Source organism: Sphingomonas flavida, from assembly GCF_036663655.1.
In the GTDB taxonomy this organism is placed as follows: Bacteria; Pseudomonadota; Alphaproteobacteria; order Sphingomonadales; family Sphingomonadaceae; genus Sphingomonas.
In genome coordinates this window covers 1-1,160 of sequence record NZ_JAXOJH010000051.1, presented here as the reverse complement: position 1 = coordinate 1,160, position 1,160 = coordinate 1, and the positions used below count along the sequence as shown (strand labels likewise).

The 1,160-nt window shown below is 73.5% G+C and carries 1 protein-coding gene; it reads right to left on the bottom strand.

What is annotated here, in order from left to right; all coding sequences use genetic code 11:
* Window positions 1–1,145, bottom strand: a 1,145-nt coding sequence (locus U1703_RS18830; protein ID WP_332786971.1) for an ATP-binding protein, incomplete at its 3' end; no start/stop codon positions are given.
* Window positions 1,146–1,160 lie beyond the last annotated feature (15 nt).

Below are 1,160 nucleotides of genomic sequence, written 5' to 3'. Positions count from 1 at the left end.
ACCCTCACCTTCGCGGCGTCGACCGGCGGCATCACGTCGAGGTCGAGCGCCGCGGCAAACCACGCGGAGCCGGTCGTCAGCCGGTCACCGAAGATCCAGAGCCGCCCGAGGGTGATCGTGAGGGCGCCCAGGGTGGAGGCGTCGCGCTGGTCGACAGCGCTACGCAGAGCCGCGAGGTAGTCGGCCTGGTGGTCGCGGACGTCCTGGAGGAGACGGTCGCTGCGAAGCGACCCGCGCCACCGGTCGGCGTACCAGCGACGGTGCCGTGCGGCCGCCGCAGCGTGCTCGTCGTGCTCGCGGAGGCCGTCGAGTGCGAGGTCGCGCACAGTCGTCAGCAACCGGAACCGCAGGCCTTCGGGGGCGCGCTGCACCTGGTCCAGGCCGTCACGTGCCAGTGAGCGCGTGGTCTCGGCGACTTCGGAGAACGCCGGCCCGACCACCGCCGTCGCGGCCGCGAGGTCGAACGACCCGGCGAAGACGCCGAGCCGTCGCAGCACCTCGCGGTGCCCCGCCGGCAGTCGGTCGACACTCCACAGCACGGTCTCGCGCAGCGACCGGTGGCGTTCGGGTCGGCCGGCCTCACCGGTGGCGAGATCGAGCGGTGTCTCCAGCAACGACTCGAGGTCCTCGACCGAGTGCGCCCGGGCGTATCCCGCCAGCAGCTCGAGGGCGAGGGGGAGGCAGTCGACTCGGTCGACGAGTCGCCCCGCCCTTGGCAGGTCGTCGCGGAGGTCGAGGTCCGGTGCCCCGTCCTGCAGCCGGTCGATCAGCAGTTCCGCCGCCTCGGCCGTCGGGAGCGGCTCCACTGGGACCGTCGTCGCGCCGGCGATCGGCAGGGCCGTGCGCGAGGCGGCGACGACCACTAGCGCGGGACACCGTGCCACCAGCAGCGCGACGGCCGTGGCGACTGCAGACGCGCTGCGCTCGGCCTCGTCGACGACCAGGAGCAGCCGGCGGGCGCCGATGGCCACTGCGAGGGAGCCGAGCGGGTCGGGGCCATCCGGTCCGAGGTCGAGGACGCGTCCGATCGCTTCCACCACGTCGCCTTCCTCGGCTGCAACCGACGAGCCGAGGTCGACGTAGGCACGCACCAGGTCCTCGGGCAGTGCCGCGTGCAGAGCCGTCAGCAACCGGGTCTTGCCCACGCCACCAGGGCCGGT